We start from the raw sequence: 19,615 nt of genomic DNA on the forward strand, positions 1-19,615 counted from the left end.
TCCATGGCTGCCATTCTCGAAACCACGACTTCTTCCTCCTCCTCCTCCTTGCCGCTCAGTCCCGAGCAGCGCGCAGTCTGGGCCCAGTACGCAGGGCAGTCTGCAGCCGGAACGCCCCAGCTCGTGCTGCTGGCCGATCTTGACGGCGAACTCGACGCGGCGCGCCTCGAAGCCGCGGTGCAGTCGGTGGCGCAGGCCCATGTGGCCTTGCGCACGGCGGTGTTGCAGGTCTCCGGGTTCCGTGGCCTGCGGCAACAGGCACGCGATGCGGCAGCTGTGCTGCGCTGCCAGAGAATCGACCTTCGCGGCAATGCCGACAGTGCCGCCGCGCTGGCCCGCTGGATTGCCGATTGCGCGGACGAGCCGCTGGATGTCGCGAGCGGCGCACCGCTGCGCATCGGCATCGCCCGGCTCGGCGAGACGCAGCACAAGCTCTTGCTGGCGGCCAGCGTGTTCGCCGCGGACAAGGGCAGCCTGCAGGGCTTGCTCGGCCAGATCGCCGCGGCCTACCTGACGCAGAAGTCCATCGATGCGGACGACGTCTTTCAGTACGCGCAGTTCGTCGAATGGCGCCAGGAGCTCGACAACGGCGACGAAGCGGCCGAAGGGCGCGCCTACTGGCGTGCCTGCGTCGACCGTGCCGATGCGCTGCAGGCACCGCGCCTGAGCACCCGGATGGACGGCGCGCGAGAGGCCGCGCCAACGGGAACGCCGGCACGTATCAGCCGCTCGCTCCCTCTTGATGCGGCGCTCGCCGCCCGCACGCAGGAACTGGCCGCGCAACTCGGCTGCGGCACCGACTTGCTGCTGCAGGCCGCATGGTGGCTGCTCGTGGCCCGGTTGACCGGCCACCGGCCGTTCATTGCCGGCTGGCAGAACGATTGCCGGCGCAACTACGAAGTGATGCAGGGCGCGGTGGGTGTCTTCGAGAAGATACTGCCCATGGCCGTGGACGTCGCGCCCGAGGAGGGCTTTTCCGACTGGCTTGCACGCCTGGGCGAAACGGTCGAGGCGCACACCGATGCGCAGGAGTACTGGGCGGTCGATGCGCCACCGATCTCCGCGCACCTGGCCATGGGCTTTGCTTTCGACGAGATGCCCGTGCCGTCGCACGGCGCCATGGCCTGGCGTGTCGACGCTGCGCCGGGGCCGATGCCTTGTTTCGAACTCGCGCTGCAAGTCGCCCAGGCCGGGCAGGCGTTCACCCTGTCCGTGCATGCGGATGCATCGCGCTATTCGCCGCAGGCGGTGGAGCGGTTGCTGTGGCAGTACGGCACTTTGCTCGGGGATGCCGTGGCGCAGCCTCGCGCACCGGTGGGAAGCCTTGCGCTGACAGGTGCGCACGAGCGCGAGTTGCTGCTGCTTGCCGCCCATGGCGCGGCGGCCGATTTCGGAACCCTTACGCTGGCCCAGCAGGTCGCTGGCTGGGCGCGCTCAACGCCGGATGCGCCCGCGCTGGAGGCTGGCGATGTGCGTTGGAGCTATCGCGAATTCGATGCGCGGATCAACCGTATGGCGCATTGGCTGCAGGCCCGGGGCGCCACGGCCGGAACGCTGGTGGCGCTCGACCTCCCGCGGTCGGCCGACCTGCTGGTGGCCATGCTGGCGAGTTGGCGCATCGGGGCGGGCTACCTGCCGCTGGACCCTGAATGGCCCGCCGCACGCCGCCAGGCGGTGCTGGCGGATGCGGTGCCGTCGCTTGTGCTCGATGCCACCGGATCGACTTCGGCCGGCGATGCGCCATGGCGGCAGGCATCGCTCTGCGACATGGGTCCAGGCGATACGGACGACAGCGCGCCGGCGCACCAGCCCTCGATGCAGGACCTGGCCTATGTGCTCTACACCTCGGGTTCGACGGGAACGCCCAAGGGCGTCGTGATCGGGCAGAGGCAGCTGCTCAACTATGTGGCCGCGGTGTCATTGGCCATGGACCTGGGTCGCTGCCGTCGCTGGGCGCTCACCAGCTCGGTCGCGGCCGACCTGGGCAACACGGCGCTCTTCGGCGCGTTCCACAACGGGGCCTGCCTTGTCGTGGCGGGACCCGGCGACGTGAAGGATGCCAGCGCTTTCGCGGGCTTCATGCGCGAACGCCGGATCGATGCGCTCAAGATCGTGCCCTCCCATCTGGAGGCCTTGCTCGAGGACGAGGCCCCCACGCTGCCGGGCACGCTGGTGCTGGGCGGCGAGGCAGCGCCGCGCTCGCTCATCGAGCGCATCGCCCGGCTCGCACCGGAGTGCGCGATCTACAACCACTACGGCCCCACGGAAACGACGGTGGGCGTGATGGTGCACCGCGTGTCGCCGGAAGAGGCCGCACCCTCGATGTCCTCGACATCCTCGGTACTGCCGCTGTCGCGCGTGCTCGCGAACAACCGCGTGCATGTGCTGGACGAGTCCCTGCGCCTGGTGCCGAGCGGCGCGCTGGGGGCGGTGTACGTCGGCGGTGCGCAAGTGTGCCGCGGCTATCTGAACCGCGAGGTGGAAGGCGCCTTCGTGGCCGATCCGTTCCAGGCGGGGCAAAAGCTCTACCGCACAGGCGACCTGGCCTGGGTGCTGCCCGAGGGCGGCATCCGCCTGGCAGGGCGCGTCGACGACCAGATCAAGATCCGGGGCTTTCGCGTCGAGCCGGCCGAGGTGGAGGCGGCGCTGCTGTCGCAGCCCGGCGTGCGGCAGGCCGTGGTGCTGGCGCTGCCGGGTGGCAGCGGCGGCGCCGAACTGCAGGCCTTCGTCGTGGGGGACGAGGCGCTCGCATCGGAGGCCGCTCGCGGCGCCCTGAGCGCACGCCTGGGCGCCTTGCTGCCCGCGCACATGGTGCCAGCGCGCTGCGTCTTCCTTGCGGAGTTCGCGCGGCTGCCGAACGGGAAAATCGACCGGCAGTCGCTGCTGTCACTGGCAAGGGCCGATGACCGCAAGCCGGTGCTGACGGCGCCGCGCGACGCGCTCGAATCGGTGCTGGCCGAGTGCATGGGCAGCCTCCTTCAGCGCGACGCGATCGGCGTGGAGGACGACTTCTTCGAACTGGGCGGGCATTCGCTGCTGGTGATCAAGCTGGTGGCGCGCATCCGCAAGCTGCTGCGGCTCGAGATCGCCCCGGGGCTGGTGTTCGACCATCCCTCTGTCGCCGCGCTCGGGGCGGCAATTCGCGCGCTGGAGGGGCAAGACACCGAACGGATGGAACTGCTGGCGCGCACGCACGAGCAGGCTCGCCGCAAGGACCCGGTCGCCGGCTGAATGCCGGCTTGCAAGCACACAGGATCAGTTGGACATGCAGGATGGAACAGCAATGAACAGCAGCAGCCAAGCGGCGCAGCGAATCCCGGCAGGGGAAGAGTGGGCAGAAGACGACGAAATCCGCCATCGCGTATCGAACGGCGACGAGGTGCCGTTGTCCCATGCGCAGGAACAGCTCTGGTTCCTGCAGCGCCTGGAGCCAGGGCTGACGGCGTACAACCTGCCGCGGATGTTCCGCCTGAGCGGCCCGCTGGACGCGGATGCGCTCGAGCGCGCATTCCAGGCCGTGGTCGATCGCCACGGCATCCTGCGTACCCGCTTCTTCGAGAAAGACGGCGTTCCCATGCAGCAGATGGTGCGGGACGTGGCGTTCGTGCTGGAGCGGTTCGATCTGTCCGGGCAGCCCGAAGCCGAGCGGCAGGCGCGCGCCGATGCGCTGATGAGCGAGGCGGCGCTGCACGTGTTCGACCTGGGCGCCGCGCCCGCGCTGGTGGCGAGGTTGATCCGGCTGTCGCATGAAGAGCATGTGCTGGCGGTCTGCCTGCATCACATCGTGTCGGATGCCTGGTCCAACCCCATCCTTGCGGCGGACCTCGCCTCGGCCTACCGCCAGGCACTGGCCGCGGGCGCGCCCGTTCGGCTGCCCGCCTTGCCGGTCCAGTACGCCGACTATGCGCTGTGGCAGCGCGAGCGCCTGCACGGCGAGGCCTTGGCGAAGCAGCTGGCTCACTGGAACGCCCACCTGGGGGCCGATGTGCCTGCGCTGGAGCTGCCGCTGGACGGGCTCCGTTCCTCGCGGCAGACCTTCGATGGTGCCGTGCACCGCTTCGCGCTGGAGCCCGCTCTGGCGCAAGCGCTGCAGCAATTCTGCCGCGCGGAGAAGTGCACACCCTTCGTGGTCCTGCTGGCAACGTGGCAGATGCTGCTGGGGCGCTGCAGCGGCCAGGGCGACTTTGCCGTCGGCGTGGCCAATGCCGGCCGCCATCGCGACGAGGTACGCGATCTGGTGGGGTTCTTCATCACCACCCAGGTGTTCCGCGCGCGGCTCGAGCCGCGGGCCACGCTGCGTGAAATCTGCCGGCGGGTGCGGCGCGATTCGTTGTCGGCGCTGGAGCATGCGGACCTCCCCCTCAAGGCGCTGCTGGCCAGCCGAAACGAAAAGCGCGACGCCTCGCGCAATCCGTTGTTCCAGGTGATGTTCGGCGTGCAGATGAGCGACAGCGCTGCCGACCTTTCGTTCGGCGACGCGCGCACCGAGCAGATCGGTGCCGGCAATTCGAGCGCCAAGTTCGACCTGTCGATGGATTTCTTCATCGAGCCGACGCGAGCGCATGCGCAGATCGAATACAACACGGGCCTTTTCGGCGAGGCAACCGTGGCACGGCTGGCAGGCTGGTACGTGCGCCTGCTCGAGGCGTTGACGCTCAATCCGGACCAGGGCTTTTCGGAGGTCGATCTTTGCAGCGTAGCCGAAGGCGCGCAGCTCGCGGCGTGGGGGTCGAGCACGCAGAGCTTTGCGGCCACCGAAGCCGTGCACCGCCTGATCGAGCGGCAGGCTGCGGCGCATCCCGAAGCGGTGGCGCTGGTCTTCGGCGACGAGACCCTGAGCTACGGCGAACTCAATGCCCGGGCCAACCGCCTGGCTCACCACCTGATCGCACGGGGCGTGAAGCCCGAAACCAAGGTAGGCCTCGCGGTGGAACGCTCCATCGAGATGATCGTGGGCCTGCTGGCCATCCTGAAGGCCGGCGGCGCCTATGTGCCGCTGGACCCGCAGTACCCGGCCGAGCGGCTGGCCTACATGGTCGCGGACAGCGGCATCGCCCTGCTGCTCACGCAAAGCCACCTGCAGCCGCAACTGCCCGGTGCCGAAGGCCTGCAGGTGCTGGCACTGGACGCCCTGGACACGGGCAGTGAATCCGAGGCCGACCCGCAGGTTGCCCTGAACGGCGAGAACCTCGCCTACGTGATCTACACCTCCGGCTCCACCGGCCGGCCCAAGGGCGCGCAGCTGTGCCATCGCAATGTCACGCGCCTGCTCGATGCGACCGCGCCGTGGTTTCGCTTCGGCCCCCAGGACGTGTGGACGATGTTCCACTCCTACGCCTTCGACTTCTCCGTGTGGGAAATCTTCGGTGCGCTGTGCACCGGCGGCCGGCTGGTCATCGTGCCCTTCTGGGTCAGCCGCTCGCCCGAGGACTTCCTGCAGTTGCTGCGCGAGCAGCAGGTGACGGTGCTCAACCAGACGCCCTCGGCCTTCGGCCAGCTGGCCAGCCTGCCGCAGGCGTACGAAGAAGAACAAGGCCTGGCGCTGCGCGTGGTGATCTTCGGCGGCGAGGCGCTGGAGCCGCAGCGGCTGCGCCGGTGGATCGAACACCACGGAGACCAGCGCCCGCAGCTGGTCAACATGTACGGCATCACCGAGACGACCGTGCACGTGACCTACCGGCGCATCACCGCGGCCGACCTCGGCCAGGCGCGAAGTCCCGTGGGCCAGGCCATGCCAGACCTGGGCCTGCGCGTGCTCGATGCGCAGTTGAACCCGGTGCCCATCGGCGTGACCGGGGAGCTGCACGTGTCGGGCGCGGGCCTGGCGCGCGGCTACCTGAACAGGGCCGGCCTGACATCGGAACGCTTCGTCGCGGGACCGGGCGGAGAGCGGCTGTACCGCACGGGCGACCTGGTGCGCTGGAGCGCCGAAGGCCAGCTGGAGTACCTGGGGCGCATCGACCACCAGGTGAAGGTGCGGGGCTTTCGAATCGAGCTGGGTGAGATCGAGGCGCAGCTGCTGGCGCAGCCCGAGGTGCGCGAGGCGACGGTGCTGGCCGATGAGGGCCCGGCGGGCACGCGGCTGGTGGCCTATGTGTCGGCGCAGGCCGGCCATGCGATCGACATCGCCGGATTGAAGGGCAGGCTGGGCCAGGCGCTGCCCGACTACATGGTCCCCGCGGCCATCGTGGTGCTGCAGGGCCTGCCGCTCAACACCAACGGCAAGGTCGACCGCAAGGCGCTGCCGGCGGCGGAGTTCACGAGCGAGCGGGCGTACGAAGAACCGGAGGGACTGGTGGAGGGCGCGCTGGCTGCAATCTGGGGGCAGGTACTGGGCGTGCCGCGCGTGGGGCGGCACGACAACTTCTTCGAGCTGGGTGGCGATTCCCTGGTTGCGCTCAAGCTGCTGGCCAGAATCAACAAGTCCCGTGCCTTCGGCGTGAAAATTTCCCTGCAGGATCTGCTTCAGAAACAGACGATCGCCAGGCTGGTTGCACAGTTGGACATCGGTGCGCCCGCGGAGGCTGTCCAGTTGCTGAACGCCTATGCCGGACCGGTAGACGCCATGCCGCTGTTCTGCGTGCCGCCCGGGCTGCGCCACCCGGTCGACTACCGGCCGATCGCGCGCTGCCTGGAAGACTCGTGCGCCGTCTACGGCCTGAGCTACACGGACGACATCGCCGGGCTGGATTCCATCGAGCAGATGGCCCGGTTCTACGCCGATGCCATCCGCAGGACGCGGCCGCAGGGCGCCGTCGGCATCCTCGGCTGGTCATTGGGCGCGGTGGTTGCGGTGCATGTCGCCAGCCTGCTGGAACAGGAGGGCGTGGAGGTTGCCTTTCTCGGCATGGTCGAGAGCTTCCTGCTGGACGAGCGCTTCGATCCGCACGGCTGGTACCGGGACTTCCGGGATTTCGTTCTGGACACGGCAACCGGCAGCATGGACCGCGAAGCCATCGGCGCGACGCTCGACAGCTTCGAATCCGTCCGCTCGGGCTCCGACGAGGCCGTGCGCGACGCTGTCGAGGCCATCGTGTCCGCGGCCGGCATAGGGATGAAGACGGCCGATATCGTTCAGGGAATCTTCGCGACCCGGCGCATGAACGCGATCACGGAAAAAATCACGGCATTTCCGCGCGTGAACGTGGCGCCGCATTTCTGGTGGAAGAAGGCAAGGTCGGCCGCGGAGAAGGCCGCGCTCCTGTCGCAGTTCGGCGGCGAAGCGCGTGCTTCGGTCGAAGTGGATGCCGACCACCAGGGCATCGTGCGCAACGCTGCGCTGCTCGGCCATGTGCATGCAGCGATGTGCGATGCGCAGGACCGGGAGACAGCGAACGCGCGCTGATCGCGGGGGAAGAGAAGGCGCCCCCCGCTTTCGCGCGGGGGCGTCAGCGCCAGATCAGAACTTGTAGCGGGCGGTCAGGGTTGCCGCGCGAAGGTTGCCCTGGTAGCACTCGCCGTGGTAGCAGATCGCGTTGTACTTCTTGTTCGCCAGGTTGGTGACGTTCAGCGCGAAGCGCCACGGGCCGCGTTCGTAGTGCGCGGCCGCATCGAAGAGCGTCACGCCGCGTTCGAACGAGGTGTTGACCTCGTCGTTCTGGCGCTTGCCGATGTAGCGCACGCCGCCGCCGAATCCCAGGCCGTTGCCCAAGGTGTAGTCGAGCCACACCGAGGCGGATTGCTTGGGCACGAGCGGCGGGATCTTGCCGATTTCGTCCGGGTCCGCACTGTTGAGCACCTTCATGTCCAGCCAGGTGTAGGCGGCCGCGATGTTCAGGCCCGGTGCGAGCTCGCCCTTGGCCTCCAGCTCGATGCCGCGGGAGCGCTGCTTGCCGACCGCGCGTTGCTCGAAGGACGACGGGTCGGTGGTGACCACATTCGTTTTGCTCAGGTCGAAGGCCGCGGCGGTGAACAACGTGCGCGAACCTTCGGGCTGGAACTTGACGCCGACCTCGAGCTGCTTGCCGCGGCTGGGCTCGAAGGGTTGGTTGTTGGCGTCGACGCCGCTGTTGGGCAGGAAGGAAGTGGCGTAGCTCACGTAGGGTGCCCAGCCGTTGCCCATCAGGTAGGTCAGGCCCGCCCGCCCACTGAACGCGGTGTCCGATTGCCGGGTGTGGCTGGAGTTCAGGTAGTTGTCGGTGATCTTGCGCACTGCGTCGTGGCGGCCACCGAGCGTGACGACCCAACTGTCGCCGAACTTGATCTGGTCCTGGGCGTAGAAGCCGGTCTGGCGCGTCGACTGCGCCAGATCGGTTGCGCGCGTGGTGGGCATTGCCACGGCCTGTCCGTAGACGGGTGCGAACACGTCGAGGTCCGGTGCCGGGCCGCGGAAGCGCCGCTGCTTGCCCTTCTGGTCGGCGAAGTCCACACCCAGCAGCACCGTGTGCTGGACCGAGCCGTACTGCAGCTTGCCCTGCACGCTGGTGTCGAGCGCCGCCAGGTTCACGGGGTCGTTCCAGGATCTGGCAACACGGGAGAGTGTGCGCTGGTCGTCGCCGAGCGAATTGGCCCAGACGGCTCGCCGGTCCAGGGCAATCTGGCTGTAGCTGAAGTTCTGGCGCAGGGTCCAGGCGTCGTTCAGGGCCGTTTCGAAGCGGTAGCCGATGGCGCCCTGTTTCTGCTTGAGCTGGCCGAAGCTGTAGTCGCCCACCTTCACGGAGGAGAGAACGTAGTTTTGCGTGAGGTAGTAGGGGTCTTCGTTCGTGTTGTTCTTGAGAAACTCCGCGAAGACCGTCAGCGAAGTCTTCGAGTTGGGCTGCCAGCGCACGGAAGGCGCGAGGTAGGTGCGCGTTTGGTTCAGCTTGCGGCCGTCGGGATACTTGTCCTGGTCGTTGCTGTCGAGGCCGACGCCGATCAGGCGATAGCTGAGGTCGGTGCTGCCGATCCGGTCGCCCAGATCGAACGCCAGTTGCTGGCGCTGGTGGCTGCCGTACTGGACTTCGACTTCGCGGACCCGCTCGCCCGGCTGCTTGCTCACGCGGTTGACGATGCCGCCTGCGTCACCCTGGCCGAACACCATCGACGACGGGCCGCGCAATACCTCCACGCGCTCCAGCGCGTACGGCTCGGTCAGGTAGTAGGTGGGGCCGAAGGCCGGCTGGCCGAGCCCGTCCCGGTAGACGCCGGTGGAAGACGAGTTGAAGCCCCGCAGCAGCACGTATTCCCAGCCGCGGTTGTCGGGGCCGTAGATGCTCGTCGTGACGCCTGGCGTATAGCGAAGGGCCTCCATGACGTCCTGTGCGCCGCGCGTGTCCATTTCCTTGCGGCTGATGACGGAGATCGACTGCGGCACTTCCAGGATGGGCGTGTCGGTCTTGGTGCCGGTGGTGGCGCGCTTGGCCGCATAGCCCGTGTCCTTGCCCGGTTCTTCCGAGTCGGCACTCACCGTCACGGCGGGCAGGGTGGACGTGGACGGCGCGGGCTGGGCCGCCACGTTCGGCTGTGCGGCGGTCTGGGCCGAGGCGGAGAAACCCAGGAGGGCGGTGGCGGTTCCGAAGGCCGCCGCGAGCGAGGCATTCAGCAAACGTTGACGGGGCAGCGGGAGAGTGCGCATGAAAGGACTCGTTGGTGATTGAACCGCGGGAAGTGTAATGAGAATGGTTCTTATTTTGGTGTACGAACAGCAACACGGGTCGTGTTTTCGCAACATTCGCCAACCGATGCCGGCGGTTGGCCGCAGCCACCGCACGCAGAGGCCTGTGGTGGCGGCCCGGATTTATCCGGCCGAGGCCCGCCGGACATGCGGCGCCAGCAAGGCCAGGCCCTGGTAGAGCGCGGGAAATAGGCTGCGATTGAAGTTGTTCCAGCGCAGCTCGAGGATGGTGTCTTCGGGCGCGATGTCGGTGCCGAGCACGTCGAAGATGACTTCGCCCGAATCGATGCCGTTGTCCACGTAGTGCAGCGAGGCGCCGGTCTTGGTGACCGTGGGCGCCGGCACCTTTTCCATGGTGGCCCAGTTCACCACCTTGCTGCCCTGCACCCCATGCAGGGCGTCCAGCGTCGCGCAGGCGCCGCGGCGTTCGTAGGGCGACTCGATGCGCGTGATGCCGGGGTGGATGTTGACCATCTTCCGATGAAAGTGCGCGCCGGGCCGCACCAGCTCGTCCAGGATGATCAGGAGGCCGTCGAGCACGACCACGTCGGCTTGCAGGGTCAGCAGCTTGTCGAGCAGGGTGCGCTCGTAGGCGCTCTTTGCCGCCACGCGGTCGGCCGAGTCGAGCGGCAGCCGCCGGTAGGTCGATGGAACCGCATGGAGCATGTCGCGCAGCAGCCGGCCCTGGGCCTGCAGGTCCTTCGGGAAGATCCATTTCCGGTCCGGATGCCATGCGAAGCCGTAATCCGCCAGCACCGCCTGGTCGCGCGGCGAGTGCGCGTCATCGTCGTACACGATGCCTTCGAGCGAGTAGGCGTCGCCCAGCGGCGTGCCGTCCAGCGCCTCGGCCAGGTATTCGAGCGGCGACTTCATGTAGCGCTGCTCCCCCTTGAAGTCGATGTACTGGCCGGCCTTGTCGGCGGCGGCGTTTCGGAGGGAAAGGATGTAGACGAGCTTTGCCTTGGACATGGAAGCTGAGGATGTGAGTGGATGAAGGCCGGTTCGGCGAACGGGCGCGGATGGACCCAAGCTGCCGCGGCACCTTCAGGACAAGACGGGGCAGCGCGCGATCTGTTCATCGCGGCTCGCGGCCGCGCTCAGGCTGCCGGTGTCTCGATCGCGCCTTCGCCCTCGTCTTCGTCCTCATCCTCGCCTTGCCGGTGGTGCGGCGCGAGGGGGCAGGCGCCGCAATATGTTTCGCCGGGCAGCAGGTGGTAGAGGCAGCATTGCCGGTGCAGCTTCAGGGGCGCGCGCTCTCCGTCGTGCAGCCGGTGGATCACGCGCCGGCGGCCGTGCAGGGGGTTGGCACACGGCCGGCCATCGCCGTCCGCCGGCCACTCGGGGCTGTGCAGCAGGTGCTCGCGGTCCCGCAGGATCGGCGCCGCACCGCCGGTGAGCGCCAGGGCCTGGTCGAAGATCGGCTCGAGGCTGCGCGATGCATTGCCCCACAGGATCTTCGGAGCCACGCGCGTCAGCTCGCCGAGCGCCGCGAAGAGTGGCCGCAGGTGCAGCCACAGCAAGGGTCCATACCGTTGCACGGTGCTCGCGCCGGCGCGGGATTCACCCATGTTCTGGATGTGAAAGACAAGCGGATTGCCATGGCCGTCCAGCTGCACCCGCACCTGCGATGCCGCCATCGGAAAAACGTGCTGCAGCACGCTGGCCGCGGCAACCACCGGCGGCAGCAGGGCGCCGAGGTACTCCAGGGTCCACGCGGAGGCCACGGCCCGCAGGTCGTTGCCCATGCTGCGCCTGAACCTGGCCTGGCGGTGCAGCAGCGGGAGCAGCGTATCGGGCTGCAGCAGGTCCTCGATGCGCACGGCGTCGGAAGGGCCGGCCGCTGCGCACTGCAGTCTTTCGCCGAGCGGTGCCAGCGTGCCCTGGAAGATGGGTTCCAGCAGCGCGATCAAGGGCCGGCCTGCGAAGGGATGTCGAAGCAATGCGCGCGGTGCATCCAGACAAGACGCTTCCGCACGCCGGATGTTCACCGGGGGTTTGGTGCGCCGCGTCCCTGTGGGTGGCCGGCGATGAACATCGGCGAAGCCCAAGCGTCTACCCAATGGGCGGCGTCGTGCCGCCCGGAACCCTTGTCCGCCGGACGGAGTTCCTGCAGCCAGTTCCGGCCCGGCCGCGGATGTTCCGCGCTGCCGGGCGGCAGTAGTCGCCTCCAGGGCGGAAAGAGTCCTTGCATGACATCCAAGAGCGGCAACGCCGCAGAAGCCACGCACCTGCTGAAACCCTTCGCTCCGTGGATCGTGCTGTCCGCGGTCACCGGCATCTGCTCGGGCATCGCCACAGTCGCGTTGCTGCGCACCATCAACGAGGTGTTGAACCAGGAAGGCGGCATGGCCGGCGGGCTGCTGCTGACCTTCATCGGCCTGTGCCTGGTGGCGCTGTTCGGCCGCATGGCGTCGGACGTCTCGACCAATTTCGTCGGCCAGCGGCTGGTGGCCCAGGTGCGCAAGAGCCTGGCCCAGAAGATTCTTTCGGCGCCCATCGACGCGCTGGAGCGCTACCGCACGCACCGCCTCATGCCCGTGCTGTCGCAGGACGTGGACATGATCAGCGACGCGGCCTTCGTGCTCTCCTCCACGCTGATCGCGGTGGCCGTCGCGCTGGGCTGCCTGGCCTACCTGGCGTGGCTGTCGCTGCCGCTGTTCGGCCTGCTGACGGTGGCGCTGGTGATCGGCGCCAGCATCCAGGTCGCGGCGCAGACCCGGGCCGGGGTCGGCTTCTGGAAGGCGCGCGAGCACGAGGACCAGTTGCACAAGGCCTACCGCGCGATCAGCGATGGCGCCAAGGAACTGCGCATGCACCGCGAGCGCCGCACCCGCATGTTCGGCGGCCAGATCGAGCACATCGTCGACAAGATACGCATCGTCAACAGCCGCGCCATCAATACCCATGTGATTGCCACCGCCTTCGGCTCGGGCCTGTTCTTCCTGCTGATTGCGCTGATCCTGGGCTGGGCCGCGTTTCGCAGCACGGAGCCCTTGGTGCTCAGCGGCTTCGTGCTGGTGATGCTGTTCCTGAAGGGGCCGATCGACCAGATCGCCGGCACACTGCCCAACGTGGGGCGCGCCAGGGTCGCGTTCCAGCGCATTGCCGACCTGTCGGAGCGCTTTGCCACGCCCGAGCCCCACCTGCACCTGGCGCAGGCCGGCAGCGGCGCCACGGTGAGCAAGGACATCGGCATGCGCGGCGTGCGTTATGCCTTCGATGCGCCCGATGGCGGCGAGCCCTTCGTGCTGGGGCCGATCGACCTGCAGCTTCGCCGCGGCGAGATGGTGTTCGTGGTAGGCGACAACGGCTCCGGCAAGACCACGCTGATCAAGCTGCTGCTGGGCCTCTACGCGCCGCAGCAGGGCGAGGTGCTGGTCGACGGTGCGGTCGTCACGCCCGAGGGCCGCGACGACTACCGCCAGCTCTTCACCACAGTTTTCTCCGACTTCTACCTGTTCGAGGATCTCGTCGCCAACGAGAAGAGCGAAGAGGGCGCGCACGCCCTGCCGCAAGCCGCGCTGCCTTATCTGCAGCGCCTGGAGATCGCCCACAAGGTGAGCATCAAGGACGGCTCGTTCAGCACCGTCGACCTGTCGACCGGCCAGCGCAAGCGGCTGGCGCTGGTGCATGCCTACCTCGAAGGCCGCCCGGTGCTGGTGTTCGACGAATGGGCGGCCGACCAGGATCCGACCTTCCGCCACCTCTTCTACACCGAGCTGCTTCCCGAGCTGCGCGCCAAGGGACACCTGCTGGTGGTCATCTCGCACGACGACCGCTACTTCCACCTGGCCGACCGCGTGATCACCATGAAGGCCGGCCGCATCACGGAAGACCGGGCTCGTGCGCCGGCGAGTCTCGCCGCATGAAGGCCCGCGCCTTTTTCGATCGCGTTCCATACACAGAGGAGTTGACATCCCATGCAGCACATCCATGACCTGATCGGGATCGGATTCGGCCCGTCGAACGTCGCGCTGGCCATCGCGCTCGACGAGAAGCGCCACGGCGGCCATCCGTTGGACGCCCTGTTCATCGAACGGCAGCCCAGCTTCGCCTGGCATCCGCACATGCTGCTGGAGCAGGCGCACATGCAGATCTCGTTCCTGAAGGACCTGGCGACGCTGCGCAACCCGACCAGCCGCTTTACCTTCGTGAACTACCTGCACGAGAAGGGGCGCCTGACGGATTTCATCAACCTCAAGAGTTTTTTCCCCAGCCGCCACGAGTTCAACGACTACCTGGGCTGGGCCGCGGGCCAGTTCGAGGACAGCTGCCGCTACGGCGAGGAGGTGTTCGAGGTGCTGCCCGAGAAGCAGGGCGGCGAGGTGTCGCTCCTGCGCGTGCGCTCGCGAGACGGGAGTGGCCGGGTGCAGGAGCGCCTTGCCCGCAATCTCGTCGTCAGCATTGGCGGAACACCCAACATCCCCGAGGCGTTCCGCACCCTGCGCGGCGATGCACGCGTCTTCCACTCCAGCAGCTACCTGAAGGACATCGGGCGCCATCCGGAGGCCCGCAGGGTCGCCATCCTGGGGGCGGGCCAGAGCGCGGCGGAAATTTTCATGGACCTGCAGGGACGTCCGGGCGCGCCCCAGGTGGACCTGATCATGCGTGCGCGCTCCATCCGGCCTTCGGACGACAGCCCCTTCGTGAACGAAGTGTTCAATGCCGACTTCACCGACTACATGTACAGCCGCGGCAGCGACGAGCGCGCCGCGCTGCTCGACGAGTTCTCGCAGACCAATTACGCGGTGGCCGACCTCGACCTGATCCAGCAGATCTACAAGGTCTTCTATGACCAGAAAGTGGCGCGCGGCAACCGCCTGCGCATGCTGCGCCAGCACGACGTGCGCGCGGTCCGCGCCGCTTCGGATGGGGTCCATCTCACGCTGCTGGACCGCGACGTGCAGCGCGAGAGCACCGTTCGCTACGACGCCGTGGTGCTCGCCACAGGCTATGCGCGCGACCAGCATAAAGACTTGCTGCAGCCGCTCGCGCCGTACCTCGGCGACCACGACGTCGATCGCTACTACCGCCTGAAGGGCACGCCCGATTTCCATCCGGGCATCTACCTGCAGGGCGCCTGCGAGGACAGCCACGGCCTGAGCGACACGTTGCTTTCGGTGACCTCCGTTCGCACCGGGGAGATCGGCAATGCCCTGCTTGCCGCCCAGTCCCGTGCGCGCAGCACGGTGCGCGACGCGTCGCAGGCCGTGCAGATCTAGCTCCCGGCCCGGCCGCGGGTCTCCTCCCCTGTTCCGGGGGCGTGCCACGCTTCGGCGGCGGGGCGCCCGAACGTCCCGCTTCCCCCTCCATGCGCAGAATCGTTCCTTTCGCTCTTGTTCTTCTTCTGGTCACCGCCGGTGCCGGGCTGCTCTGGGCGCGTCGTCCCGCCACGGCGTTCGATGCCGTGCCCGTGGTGCGCTCGACCATCGAATCCAGCGTCACCGCGCTCGGCACGCTCCAGCCGCGGCGCTATGTGGACGTCGGCGCGCAGGTGTCGGGGCAGATCCAGCGCCTGCTGGTTCAACCCGGCGACGTTGTGGCCAAGGGGCAGTTGCTGGTCGAGATCGACCCCAGCGTGCAGCGCGCCACGGTCGATGCGGGCCGGGCCTCGCTGGCCGGCCTGCGTGCGCAGCTTGCGGAGCAGCGCGCCCAGCACCGCCTGGCGGAGCAGCAGCACGCGCGCCAGCGGCGGATGGCCGCCGACGGCGCCACGCGCGAGGAAGATGTGCAGGGCGCAGAGGCCGCGCTGGCCGCCGCCGCGGCCCGCATCGACAACCTTGGCGCACAGATTGCGCAGACCCAGGCCACGCTCAAGGCGGACGAAGCCCGCCTCGGCTATACGCGCATCTATGCGCCGATGGCCGGCACGGTCGTTTCCGTGGAATCGCGCGAAGGGCAGACCCTCAACGCCACCTACCAGACGCCCAACGTGCTGCGCATCGCGGACCTGTCGTCCATGACGGTGTGGTCCGAGGTGTCCGAGGCCGACGTGCGGCGCGTGAAGGCGGGCATGCCGGTGTACTTCACCACGCTCGGCGCGGACCAGCGCCGCTGGCACGGCACGGTGCGCCAGCTCCTGCCCGCGCCGCCGACGCCCGCGGGCAAGCCCGGAGGCGGCGAAGCCAATGCCAACCCGTCGGCCGCGGGCAGCAAGGTCGTGGTCTACACGGCGCTGTTCGATGTCGACAACAACGACGGCGCGCTCATGCCGCAGATGACGGCGCAGGTCGCCTTTGTCGAAGCCTCCGCGAAAGACGTGCCGGCAGTTTCGGTGGCGGCGCTCGTGCCGGTGTCCGGCGGCGACCGTTTTGCCGTCCGGGTGCTGCGTGCCGACGGAACGGTCGAGAGCCGGCAGGTACGCGTCGGCGTTCGCAACCGGCTCATGGCGCAGGTTCTCGAAGGCGTGGAGGTGGGCGATCGCATCGTCGCCGCCGGTGCCGACAGTGCCGACCGCACGCCCGCGCAACCATGACGCCGATGGCCCTGCCGCTGATCGAACTGCAGGACATCCGCAAGTCCTACGGCCGGCCCCGTGGTGCCGGCGAGGGCGAGGCACCGCCCGCCGCGCTGGTGTTGCGTGGCATCTCGCTGCGCCTGTATGCGGGCGAATTCGTCGCCATCGTCGGGGCATCCGGATCGGGCAAGTCCACGCTGATGCACATCCTCGGCTGCCTCGACCGGCCCAGCAGCGGCCGCTACCTGTTCGAGGGGCAGGACGTGTCCACCTTCGATGCCGACGCGCTGGCCTGGCTGCGGCGGGAGGCCTTCGGCTTCGTCTTCCAGGGCTATCACCTCGTGCCCACCGAATCGGCCCGCGAGAACGTCGAGATTCCGGCGCTCTATGCCGGCATGCCGGAGACCGAACGCCGCGCACGCGCCACCGCGCTGCTCGAGCGCCTGGACATGGGCGCGCGCCTGGACCACCGGCCCAACCAGCTGTCGGGCGGGCAGCAGCAGCGCGTGGCGATTGCCCGCGCGCTGATGAACGGCGGCCGGGTGATCCTGGCCGACGAACCGACCGGCGCACTCGACAGCCGCAGCGGCGCAGAGGTCATGAAGCTGCTGCACGAACTGGCGGACGCCGGCCACACCGTGATCCTGATCACGCACGACCGCAACGTGGCGGCGCAGGCGCGGCGCATCGTGGAGATTCGCGACGGGCAGATCGTGGCGGATTCGGGCGGCGACCGTGTGCCGCCGCAACCGGCGCCCGATGCCGCGGCCCCCGTGCCGGCGCAGGGCCTTCGCCAGGGCCGCAACAGCCATGCATCGCTGGCGGCCGACCTGCGCGAAGCGGCGCGCGCGGCCTGGCGCGTGATGTGGAGCAACCGCTTTCGCACCGGCCTGACGCTGCTCGGCATCGTCATCGGCGTGGCTTCGGTGATTGCGATGCTCGCAGTGGGCACAGGCTCGCAGCGGAAGGTGCTCGCGCAGTTCGAGACCTTCGGCGTGCGCACCATGTTCGTTGCCGCGCGCGAAGGCAGCGTGCGTTCGCCGAGCGCGCCGCTGACGCTCGGCGACGCCGAGACCATCGCCAGCCTGCCGAACGTCGAAGGCATCGCGCCCTACATCGAGGAACGCGTCGTGGTGCGCCGGGGCAACGTCGACCATTCGACGGAAGGTGGCGGCACGACGCTCGGGTTCGCCGACGTGCTGGGATGGACGATGAGCGAGGGCCGCATGTTCGACCCAGCCGACGAGGCGGGCGCGGCCAAGGTCGCGGTCATCGGCCAGACGGTGCGCAAAGCCTTGTTTGCCGATGGCAGCGATCCGATCGGGCAGGACATCCTGGTCGACAAGGTGCCGTTCCAGGTGGTGGCCGTGCTCGCGGCCAAGGGAACGAGCAACAGCGAAGACCAGGACGACCGCGTCGTCGTGCCGTTCTCCGCCGCTGCCGCGCGGCTGTTCGGCCATCAGAACCCCACCTGGATCGGCGTGAAGGTCCGGGACATGGAAAAGGCCCTCGCCACCGCCGAGGAGATCGAGACCCGGCTGGCCGAGCAGCGGCGCGTGCGCGACGTGCGCGTATGGAACCGGGTCGAGGCGATCCGCATGCAATCGGCCACCGCGCGCACCATGACGATGATGCTCGGCCTGATTGCCGCGATCTCGCTGGTGGTCGGCGGCATCGGCGTGATGAACGTGATGCTGATGACGGTGCGCGAGCGCACACGCGAGGTCGGAATCCGCATGGCGACCGGCGCGCGCCAGGTCGACATCCTGCGCCAGTTCATGACCGAGGCCGTGCTCGTGACCTCCGTGGGCGGCACGGTGGGCGTGGCCGCAGGGCTGGTGATTGTCGCGGTGCTGATGCTGGCCGGCGTGCCCGTGGTGTTCTCGCTTCTTGCCAGCCTGGGGGCCTTCGGCTGCGCCGTGCTGACCGGCCTGATCTTCGGTTTCATGCCCGCAAGGAATGCGGCCCGGCTGGACCCGGTCGTGGCACTCGCATCGCAATAGCCGCAATTCATACCATGCCGACAGAAGAACTTCGCCGCCCCCGTCTTTCGCTCGCCTGCTGGGCTTGCATGTTGTCGCTTGCGGGCTGTGCCGTGCCCGCGGACCCGCCGCCGCATGCGGTGAATCCGCCCGCGTCCTGGCAGGGCGATGGTGCGCAGGCCGATGCCAGTGCTCCGGCGTTCGATGCGCATTGGTGGCGGCACTTCGGCAGCAGCGAGCTCGATGCGTTGATCGCACAGGCAGAAGCGCACAACCAGGACCTCGCGAGGGCATTGGCCCGCGTCAAAGGGGCCAGGGCACAGGCGCGAATTGCAGGGGCGCAGCTTCTGCCCGAACTGACGGGCCAGGTCGACGCAAGCCGCGAGGCCCGCCTCGGCGGCCGCGCGGAAGTCGACGGCAATGAAAGCATGGCCGGGTTTGCGGCCCGCTACGAGCTGGACCTCTGGGGGCGCCAGGACGCGCTGCATCGGGAGGCGCGGCAGGGCATGCGTGCCAGCGTCTTCGAGCGCGACGCGGTGCGGATCGGTGTCGCGGCCGAGGTTGCATCGTCGTGGCTGCAACGGGCGGGGTTGCGCGAGCGCGCGGCCATTGCGCGGCACAGCCTGGAGAACGCGCAGCGCGTCTTGCGGCTGGTGGAGTCGCGCGGCCGTGCCGGTGCGGCTGCGCCGCTGGAGCTGGCCCAGCAGCGCGGCCTGGTGGCCATGCGGGAGCGCGAGCTTGCGCGCCTTCGGCAGGAGGCCCGCAACGCCGAAACTGCGTTGGCCCTGCTGCTCGGCCTGCCTGCGCCGGAGCCGGTGGCGGCAGAAGTGCGGCTCGACGCAGTGCAGGTTCCCGCCATCTCGGCCGGGCTGCCGTCCCGGTTGCTGGTGCGCCGCCCCGACATCGCGCAGGCCGAGGCCCGGCTCGCCGCCGCCAATGCGAACGTGCAGGCGGCACGTGCCGCACTGCTGCCGCGCGTCACCTTGAGCGCGTCCATCGGCGTGCAGGGGCAGGCGCCCGGCGCGCTGTTCGACAACCCGCTCTACAGCCTTGCAGCGGGACTCGCGGCGCCCATCTTCGACGGCGGGCGCCTCGCGGGCGCGCGCGATCTTGCCGAGGCGCGGCGCGAGGAACTGCTTGGCGCCTATCGCGGCGCGGTCATCGCCGCTTTTGCCGATGCGCAAACGGCGCTGCATGCAGTCGCCGGCATTGACGCGCAGGCATTGGCGCACGCCGGCGAACTGCGGGAGGCGCGCCGCGCGGCGGAGCTTTCGGAGCTGCGCTACAAGGCGGGCGCCGAGACGCTGCTGGTCCTGCTCGATGCGCAGCGCGTGCTGTATGCCGCGCAGGACCTGGAGATTCAATTGCGCCAGGCCCGGCTGCAGGCGCGCGTTGCGCTGTACCGCGCCTTGGGCGGGGGATGGCGCGACGACGGCCGCGTGCTCGCGCAGGGCGAGCGCTGAGAGCGCTTTCCCCGATGCTGCTTTCATCGCACGTCACGTGAGCGCCTGCTTCTTCGGAACTGGCCGGAATGAACATATGCGTGGGTGCTGCGTCAATACGAAAGACGAAGCCAACCCCGGC

Annotated in this window: 10 protein-coding genes; 7 read left to right on the forward strand and 3 right to left on the reverse strand. The window is 68.7% G+C overall.

Going from position 1 to position 19,615, the window contains the following annotated elements:
- Positions 1 to 3 precede the first annotated feature (3 nt).
- Entirely contained in the window at positions 4 to 3,231 is a 3,228-nt protein-coding gene (locus ABIC94_RS12130; RefSeq protein WP_354373248.1) for a non-ribosomal peptide synthetase, read from the forward strand.
- 52 nt (positions 3,232 to 3,283) lie between these two features.
- Positions 3,284 to 7,345, forward strand: coding sequence for an amino acid adenylation domain-containing protein (locus ABIC94_RS12135; RefSeq protein WP_354373249.1), 4,062 nt, complete (start codon positions 3,284 to 3,286; stop codon positions 7,343 to 7,345).
- 54 nt (positions 7,346 to 7,399) lie between these two features.
- Here the strand turns inward: ABIC94_RS12135 and ABIC94_RS12140 are convergent, their stop codons facing one another.
- From ABIC94_RS12140 to fhuF, 3 genes are all read right to left on the reverse strand, one after another.
- Positions 7,400 to 9,553, reverse strand: coding sequence for a TonB-dependent siderophore receptor (locus ABIC94_RS12140; protein WP_354373250.1), 2,154 nt, complete (start codon positions 9,551 to 9,553; stop codon positions 7,400 to 7,402).
- Between the two features lie 162 nt (positions 9,554 to 9,715).
- On the reverse strand, positions 9,716 to 10,561 hold the full coding sequence (locus ABIC94_RS12145; RefSeq protein WP_354373251.1) for a formyltransferase family protein: 846 nt from the start codon (positions 10,559 to 10,561) through the stop codon (positions 9,716 to 9,718).
- A gap of 128 nt (positions 10,562 to 10,689) precedes the next feature.
- The gene (gene fhuF, locus ABIC94_RS12150) at positions 10,690 to 11,502 is read right to left on the reverse strand and encodes a siderophore-iron reductase FhuF (protein ID WP_354373252.1); all 813 of its coding nucleotides are present in this window, start codon (positions 11,500 to 11,502) and stop codon (positions 10,690 to 10,692) included.
- Between the two features lie 279 nt (positions 11,503 to 11,781).
- Here fhuF and ABIC94_RS12155 point away from each other — a divergent pair, with 279 nt between their 5' ends.
- From ABIC94_RS12155 to ABIC94_RS12175, 5 genes are all read left to right on the forward strand, one after another.
- Positions 11,782 to 13,461, forward strand: coding sequence for a cyclic peptide export ABC transporter (locus ABIC94_RS12155; RefSeq protein WP_354373253.1), 1,680 nt, complete (start codon positions 11,782 to 11,784; stop codon positions 13,459 to 13,461).
- Between the two features lie 51 nt (positions 13,462 to 13,512).
- Positions 13,513 to 14,814, forward strand: coding sequence for a lysine N(6)-hydroxylase/L-ornithine N(5)-oxygenase family protein (locus ABIC94_RS12160; protein WP_354373255.1), 1,302 nt, complete (start codon positions 13,513 to 13,515; stop codon positions 14,812 to 14,814).
- 89 nt (positions 14,815 to 14,903) lie between these two features.
- Positions 14,904 to 16,067: an efflux RND transporter periplasmic adaptor subunit gene (locus tag ABIC94_RS12165; RefSeq protein ID WP_354373257.1), complete on the forward strand. Its 1,164-nt coding sequence runs from the start codon at positions 14,904 to 14,906 to the stop codon at positions 16,065 to 16,067.
- Positions 16,064 to 18,052, forward strand: coding sequence for a MacB family efflux pump subunit (locus tag ABIC94_RS12170; protein ID WP_354373258.1), 1,989 nt, complete (start codon positions 16,064 to 16,066; stop codon positions 18,050 to 18,052). Before ABIC94_RS12165 ends, ABIC94_RS12170 begins: the two co-directional genes overlap by 4 nt.
- 14 nt (positions 18,053 to 18,066) lie before the next feature.
- Positions 18,067 to 19,494: an efflux transporter outer membrane subunit gene (locus tag ABIC94_RS12175; RefSeq protein ID WP_354373259.1), complete on the forward strand. Its 1,428-nt coding sequence runs from the start codon at positions 18,067 to 18,069 to the stop codon at positions 19,492 to 19,494.
- Positions 19,495 to 19,615: the final 121 nt, after the last annotated feature.

The organism is Variovorax paradoxus, assembly GCF_040544635.1.
GTDB lineage: Bacteria > Pseudomonadota > Gammaproteobacteria > Burkholderiales > Burkholderiaceae_C > Variovorax > Variovorax paradoxus_R.